Origin of the sequence: Alterirhizorhabdus solaris, assembly GCF_007785815.1 — a bacterium.
GTDB lineage: Bacteria > Pseudomonadota > Alphaproteobacteria > Sphingomonadales > Sphingomonadaceae > Alterirhizorhabdus > Alterirhizorhabdus solaris.
In genome coordinates this window covers 1-6271 of the sequence record NZ_VNIM01000153.1, presented here as the reverse complement: position 1 = coordinate 6271, position 6271 = coordinate 1, and the positions used below count along the sequence as shown (strand labels likewise).

At 62.3% G+C, this 6271-nt stretch carries 7 protein-coding genes; 3 read left to right on the top strand and 4 right to left on the bottom strand.

What is annotated here, in order from left to right; all coding sequences use genetic code 11:
* The coding region (locus tag FOY91_RS20260; protein WP_145155739.1) for an OmpA family protein at positions 1-347 on the top strand (347 nt) is incomplete at its 5' end.
* A 318-nt stretch (positions 348-665) separates the two neighbouring features.
* On the opposite strand, the gene FOY91_RS20255 is transcribed toward FOY91_RS20260, so the two are convergent.
* Complete coding sequence (locus FOY91_RS20255) at positions 666-2441, bottom strand: ABC transporter transmembrane domain-containing protein (protein WP_145155737.1); 1776 nt, start codon at positions 2439-2441, stop codon at positions 666-668.
* 120 nt (positions 2442-2561) lie between these two features.
* Here FOY91_RS20255 and FOY91_RS20250 point away from each other — a divergent pair, with 120 nt between their 5' ends.
* Both FOY91_RS20250 and dgcA read left to right on the top strand, forming a co-directional pair.
* Entirely contained in the window at positions 2562-3785 is a 1224-nt protein-coding gene (locus FOY91_RS20250; RefSeq protein WP_145155735.1) for a polyhydroxyalkanoate depolymerase, read from the top strand.
* Positions 3786-3883: 98 nt separating this feature from the next.
* Positions 3884-4867 (top strand): N-acetyl-D-Glu racemase DgcA, encoded by a 984-nt coding sequence (dgcA, locus tag FOY91_RS20245; protein ID WP_145155733.1) that lies wholly within the window; start codon positions 3884-3886, stop codon positions 4865-4867.
* Between the two features lie 30 nt (positions 4868-4897).
* On the opposite strand, the gene FOY91_RS20240 is transcribed toward dgcA, so the two are convergent.
* The 3 genes from FOY91_RS20240 to FOY91_RS20230 all read right to left on the bottom strand — a co-directional run.
* The gene (locus FOY91_RS20240) at positions 4898-5383 is read right to left on the bottom strand and encodes a pyridoxamine 5'-phosphate oxidase family protein (RefSeq protein WP_145155731.1); all 486 of its coding nucleotides are present in this window, start codon (positions 5381-5383) and stop codon (positions 4898-4900) included.
* Between the two features lie 57 nt (positions 5384-5440).
* Entirely contained in the window at positions 5441-5842 is a 402-nt protein-coding gene (locus FOY91_RS20235; protein WP_145155729.1) for a DUF4345 domain-containing protein, read from the bottom strand.
* The coding region (locus FOY91_RS20230) for a DUF2721 domain-containing protein (protein ID WP_145155727.1) at positions 5839-6271 on the bottom strand (433 nt) is incomplete at its 5' end. The genes FOY91_RS20230 and FOY91_RS20235, both read right to left, overlap by 4 nt.

Genomic DNA, 6271 nt, shown 5'->3' with positions numbered 1-6271 from the left:
CACCTGGCCCGTTCATCGTGTTCTTCGACTGGAACAAGTCGAACATCACGACCGAAGCAGCTGGCATTCTCGACAATGCTGCCGCGGCTTATGCCTCGGGTGGTTCGGCGTCGGTGATGCTTGCAGGTCACGCTGACAAGTCGGGTTCCGACTCGTACAACGTTGGTCTCTCGCAGCGTCGTGCTGATGCCGTCCGTGCCTATCTGGCCGGCAAGGGCATTCCTGAGACGGCCCTGTCGACCGAAGCGTTTGGTGAGAGCCGCCCGCTGGTCGAGACCGCCGACGGTGTTCGCGAGCCGCAGAACCGTCGCGTGGAGATCACTTTCGGTCCGGGTTCCGGCCAGTAAGCGATTTTCCCGATTGGGAAAGATGGGGGAGCCGACGCAAGTCGGCTCCCCTTTTCTGTTTAGCGGCGGATTGTCACTACGGCATGCTCATCCACCGAGCCGTACGGCACTGCACTAAACAAGTGGTGTGAGGCTGTTAGCTACGTCCCTAAGCATCCAGACTGGAATAGTAACGCACCGTCCTTGTTCGACAAAGCAGCCGGCTTTTTGAGACATCGTTGTCTCGTCAACTAGAAGGGCGTCTTGATCCGCAGGTATGAAGATCGCGTATGCCACGTCTCGTCATGTGTGGGATGAGCCAGAGGCGTATCCCAAAGACTAGTCAGCGATGTTGTCGAACTGAAGTCGGGCAAGTCGGGCGTAAAGGCCACTATCCAGAGACAGGCGCTCATGCGTTCCCTGCTCCACGATACGTCCCCGATCCATGACGATGATCCGGTCGGCCGCACGTACGGTCGCCAGACGGTGGGCGATCACGATGGTCGTGCGACCTACCATCAGTCTCTCCAGTGCATCCTGCACCAGGCGCTCGGATTCGGCATCCAGTGCGGAGGTCGCCTCGTCGAGCAACAACAGGGGCGCATTCCGCAGCAACGCCCGGGCGATCGCAAGGCGTTGGCGCTGGCCCCCTGACAGGCGGGCGCCTCCCTCTCCCATGAATGTCTCAAGGCCCTGCGGCAGGTCGCGCAGGAACTCGGCCGCGTTGGCCGCTTCCGCTGCCGCCCAGATGTCGGCGTCGTTTGCGTCCCAGCGACCGTAGCGCAGGTTATCCCGTGCGGAGGCGGCAAAGATCACCGTCTCCTGAGGGACCATCGCGATGCGAGCACGGACAGCAGACGGATCGGCCTCTCTCAGGGGCACGCCATCCACGCGCACGGTGCCGGTTTCCGGATCGTAGAATCGTTGCGCCAACTGGATCAGCGTCGATTTGCCCGCCCCGGACGGTCCGACTACCGCCACCATCTCTCCAGGAGAGACGGTTAGCGTAAAATCGTCGAGCGCCTTGATCTCCGGACGCGTCGGGTAGCGGAAAGTGACGTTGTCGAACGACAGGCGACCTTCCGCCACAGCCGGCAGGATTGTCGGAACAGCGGGCGGCGCGATATCCGGCAGTTCGGCGAGAAGTTCTGCCAGGCGTCCGGCTGCACCGGCGCCGCGCAACAGATCGCCATAGACCTCGCTCAGGGCTCCTAAGGCGCCGGCGACAAGGCCGCCTGTGATGACGAACGCGGCAATCGTGCCACCGGACAGTCGCCCGGATGCCACATCGACCGCCCCTTGCCACATCACCAGCGTTACCGATCCGAAGACGAGACCTATGACAAGCGAGGTCATCACGGCCCGTACGAGGATCCGCCGCCTTGCCGCCAAGAAGGCGGCGTCGACCGCCGTGCCGAACCGCCGGCTCTCCCGATCCTCCTGACCAAAGGCCTGCACGATCTTCATGGCGGATAGCGTTTCCGCGATGATCGCGCCGACATCCGCGATCCGATCCTGACTGTACCGCGACATCAGCCGCAGTCTGCGGCCAAGAACGATGATCGGCACGATCACCACCGGAATGCCGAGCAGCAACAAGCCGGTGAGTTTGGGCGCCAGAGTGAACAGATAGATCAGTCCGCCCAGCGCAAGCAGGATATTGCGGAGCGCGACCGACACGGTAGTGCCGACGATCTGCTCGATCACGGAAGTGTCGGCCGTCAGCCGGGATGCGATCTCCGAAGGGCGGTTTTCCTCGAAAAAACGCGGGGCGAGGGTCAGCAGATTTCGATGTACGGCCGCACGGACGTCCGCCACCACACGCTCGCCCAGCCACGAGACGAAATAGAAACGCAGGGCTGTCGCAAGCGCCAGCACCACGACGATCATCAGCAGATAGTGGAAATAAGGGCTGACATCCCCTCCATCGGCGATGAAGCCCTTGTCGATCACCCGCCGAAAACCGCTTGGTATCGCAAGTGTCGCGCCAGCCGCGAATATCAGCCCCAACGCCGCCATGGCGATATGCCCGGGGTATCGGGACGCGAAGTGCCAGATGAGGGCGAGGTTACCCATCTTGCGGCGACGTGGCGGGGTAGGAGTGCTCTCAACCATGCGGAACCGCGTAGCAGCGGTGGCGTTAAGCCTCAACCGATCGTCTTACATAGCGAATTAAGGCAAAATACGCTAAGAGGCGCCATCAGATAGAAAGCCGGGCGGCTTGGGGGAAATCCGATGCTTTATAATGCGTTCGAGATGCAGCGTTCCTTTCTGGCCGGCGCAAGCGCGTTTGCTAATGCGGGTGCGCAGTGGATGCAGAACCCGGTTAACCCGCTTGCGTATGGCGCCGTCGCACCGATGTTCGCGTCGGGGCTTGATGTTTTTGCCCACGCCTCGGCACCGCGTGGCAAGCCGGCATTCGGTTTGAACACTACCCTGATCGACGGCCGGACGGTCGCGGTTCATGAAGAGATCGTGCTCCGAAAGCCATTCGGGCAGCTCAAGCGGTTCGTGCGCGAAGGTGTCGAGGGTGGGCCGAAGCTGCTCATCGTGGCCCCGATGTCCGGCCATTTCGCAACGCTTCTTCGTGGCACGGTCGAGCGGATGCTGCCCGGCCATGACGTGTATATCACGGACTGGCGCGACGCGAAGCTGGTGCCGATGGCGGCCGGCCGCTTTGGCCTCGACGAGTATATCGACTATGTGATCGACTTCCTCCGGCATATCGGGCCGTCGACCCACGTCCTTGCCGTTTGCCAGCCATCGGTGCCAAGCTATGCGGCGGCCGCGGTAATGTCGGCGGCGAAGGATCCGGCACGGCCGGCATCGCTCACGATGATGGGAGGGCCAATCGATACGCGTGAAGCTCCGACTGAGGTAAACACCGTTGCCACACAGCGCCCGCATGCCTGGTTCGAACAGAATGTGATCGCCGAAGTGCCATTCTATTATCCGGGCGCCGGCCGGCGGGTTTATCCGGGATTTTTGCAGCTCAGTGGGTTCATGACGATGAACCTCGGCAATCATCTGAACAGCCATTGGGCGATGTTCAAGCATCTTGTGTCTGGCGATGGCGAGAGCGCCGATCAGTCCAAGGCTTTTTATGACGAGTATCGCTCGGTTTGCGATATGTCCGCCGAGTTCTATCTGGAAACGATCGACGCTGTGTTTCAGCAGCATCTGCTCCCCAAGGGTGAGTTGATGTATCACGGTGAACGGGTCGATCCGGCGGCGATCACGGATGTTGCGATCCTGGCAATCGAGGGTGAACGCGACGATATTTCAGGTATCGGCCAAACCAAGGCAGCACTCAAGATTGCCACGTCGCTGCCCGACGACAAGAAGAAATACTACATGGCAGAATCGGTCGGCCATTATGGTATTTTCAACGGCCGACGTTGGCGCGAAGTAATCGCACCGGTCGTTGAGGCCTGGATCATCGAGCATGACGCTGCCTAGGTGCGCTTTTGCCTTTTGGCCGACTGTGTCGCTAACCGAACGTAATCTTGGCTAACACGTTTAGCTGGCGATACCCTGTTTGTGTGTTCGAGTTGCAGATGCGAAAAGTCGACGTCAGGATCGAGCGATGGCCCGTCGCCGGTGCTTTCACCATCGCTCGAGGCGCCAAGACTGTCGTCGATGTCGTCGTGGTAGAAATAACCGACGGGATGCACCGTGGTCGGGGTGAAAGTACGGCGATTTATTATCATGGCGAGAGTGCGGAGAGCGTGGAAGCCCAAGTCCGCGCGGTAGCCGGCTCGATCGAAGCGGGGGTCGATCGCGCCGCGTTGCTCAGCCTGATGCCGCGCGGCGCCGCACGGAATGCGATCGATGCCGCCTTGTGGGATGTACAGGCGAAGACGAGCGGTATTCCGGTCTATCGCCGTGCCGGGCTTGATGCTCCGGCAGCAGTGACCACCGCTTTTACCCTTTCACTTGATACACCGGTGGTGATGGAGCAAGCGGCGCGAGCAGCGGCGCCGCTGTATCCGCTGCTGAAGCTCAAGCTGGCAGGGGAGGGTGATCGTGACCGGGTGGCGGCCGTTCGACGTGGGGCACCCGACGCCCGACTGATCGTGGATGCCAACGAGTCATGGACTGACCGCGACGTTCAGGCAGAGGCGGCCGCTTTGGTGCCTTATGGGGTCGAATTGATCGAGCAGCCCGTGCGCGCCGGGTCGGATCATCTGCTCGACACCGTGGCGTCGCCCATTCCCTTGTGCGCCGACGAAAGCTGCCAGGATCGGCCCGATCTTGCCCACTGCTTCGGCCGCTACGACGCGATCAATGTCAAACTCGACAAGGCCGGAGGCCTGACTGAGGCGCTTGAATTGGTCGCAGAGGCGCGCGCGGCAGGCATGCGTGTCATGATAGGCTGCATGTTATCGACGTCGTTGGGTGTGGCACCGGCATTCCTGCTGGCCCAGCATGCGACTTGGATCGATCTGGATGGACCGCTGCTATTGCAGGGTGACCGCGAAGACGGCTTCGATTTCAACGGTGGAACGATGTTGCCCGCCACCCCCGCCCTGTGGGGATAGGCCGGGGCACGCGCCCCGGCCCACGTCGCCTCAGAGGCTTACCTCGGCGACGTTGTCCTTATACGATTCCTTCGGATCCTTGCCGAACCAGCTCAGCACGGCTGCGGCAATGCTCGATCCATCAAGCCAGATCTGAGCCTTTTCGGTATCGAGACGGAGCAGCGCGATCTTCGGATCGGTCTTGCCACCCTCAAACCATGCCGCGACATGCGGATTCCAGAGACGGTCGATCGTCGCCTGATCCGTCTGTACGGAAAGCTCGCCGTGGATTGTCGCGAAAAGGTCGTGGCCCTTGCCGGTATAGGTCGCGATCGCCCGGTGGGAGGTGCCGAGCGCCGTGACGATCCCGTTGTCCTTGCTGGTGAAGAACCAAAGCGGACCGCTCTCGTCGTTTTCCGTGATGGCCGTCATCGGCTGGGTGTGCCCGTCGCGCGCGCCATCGAGGCCGAGCATGATGAACGGGCTGGACTTCAGCGCGCTCCAGAATTTCGCTTCGATTTCGGCGTCCTTGGCCATCTCGTCTCTCCGTTGCTTGTCCACGGGCAGAACGGAGCGGTTGCCGGAACGGTTCCGTCAGCGCGAAAGGCGGGCGACCCGCGCCTGCCACAGCATCAGCAGCGGCACGACGCCCAGTTCCATGACCAGCCCGAACTGATGCCCGGCAGACGGCACCCCGACGGTTACCAGCGAAAGCAGCCGGGAAAGGCCGCCTGCCACCACCATCGCGCCGAGCAGTCGGAACCGCGGACCCTTGCGCGCGATATCGGGGATACAGCTGACGAAAGCACAGCCGACGATAAAGAAGATGCCGCACAGATAGCGGAAGTGGCTGTCGATATCTGCGGGCACCGGCTGCGGCATGCCGCGCAGCATCGCCGCGCCGCGAACGATGCCGGTGCCTCCGGTATCGAGCGGCACGAGGCAGGCCACCGCCACGACGACCTGAAGCAGGCGTGTTTCCAGCGTGCGCGTCATCGCTTCAGCTTTCGTTCGAGCAGATCGTCGCTGATGCGGATCGCCCGGTAGGCGACGCGGACCTCGACAAGGAACACCAGCAGCCCCGCCACCAGCAGCAACATCGCCAGCACGAAGCCGACCGCCATCGTGCGTGCAAAGCCAAGCCGCGCCAAGCCGGCGATGAACAGCCCGGCCACGACGAAGCAGATCATCAACGCGCTAGCGGTGCACAGCCAGATGGCGATGCTGGCAAGACGGATGCGGCGATCGAGATGGCGAAGCTCCACCAGCCGCGGGGCGGGGTCGCCCACCCGGCTGCGTTGCTGCTCGGCCAGCAGGCGCGCGCGATCCACCACGCGGTTGAGTCGCCCGGTCAGCACGTTCAGGAAGCTGCCGATCCCCGCCAGCATGAACACCGGCGCCACCGCCAGCTGGATGGTGTGGGCG

What these genes read in the sequence shown, in the direction of transcription:
- FOY91_RS20240 (WP_145155731.1), bottom strand. Translation starts at nt 5,383, where the DNA reads ATGGCCAAGGACGCCGAAATCGAAGCGAAATTCTGGAGCGCGCTGAAG.
- dgcA (WP_145155733.1), top strand. Translation starts at nt 3,884, where the DNA reads ATGCGAAAAGTCGACGTCAGGATCGAGCGATGGCCCGTCGCCGGTGCT.
- FOY91_RS20235 (WP_145155729.1), bottom strand. Translation starts at nt 5,842, where the DNA reads ATGACGCGCACGCTGGAAACACGCCTGCTTCAGGTCGTCGTGGCGGTG.
- FOY91_RS20250 (WP_145155735.1), top strand. Translation starts at nt 2,562, where the DNA reads ATGCTTTATAATGCGTTCGAGATGCAGCGTTCCTTTCTGGCCGGCGCA.
- FOY91_RS20255 (WP_145155737.1), bottom strand. Translation starts at nt 2,441, where the DNA reads ATGGTTGAGAGCACTCCTACCCCGCCACGTCGCCGCAAGATGGGTAAC.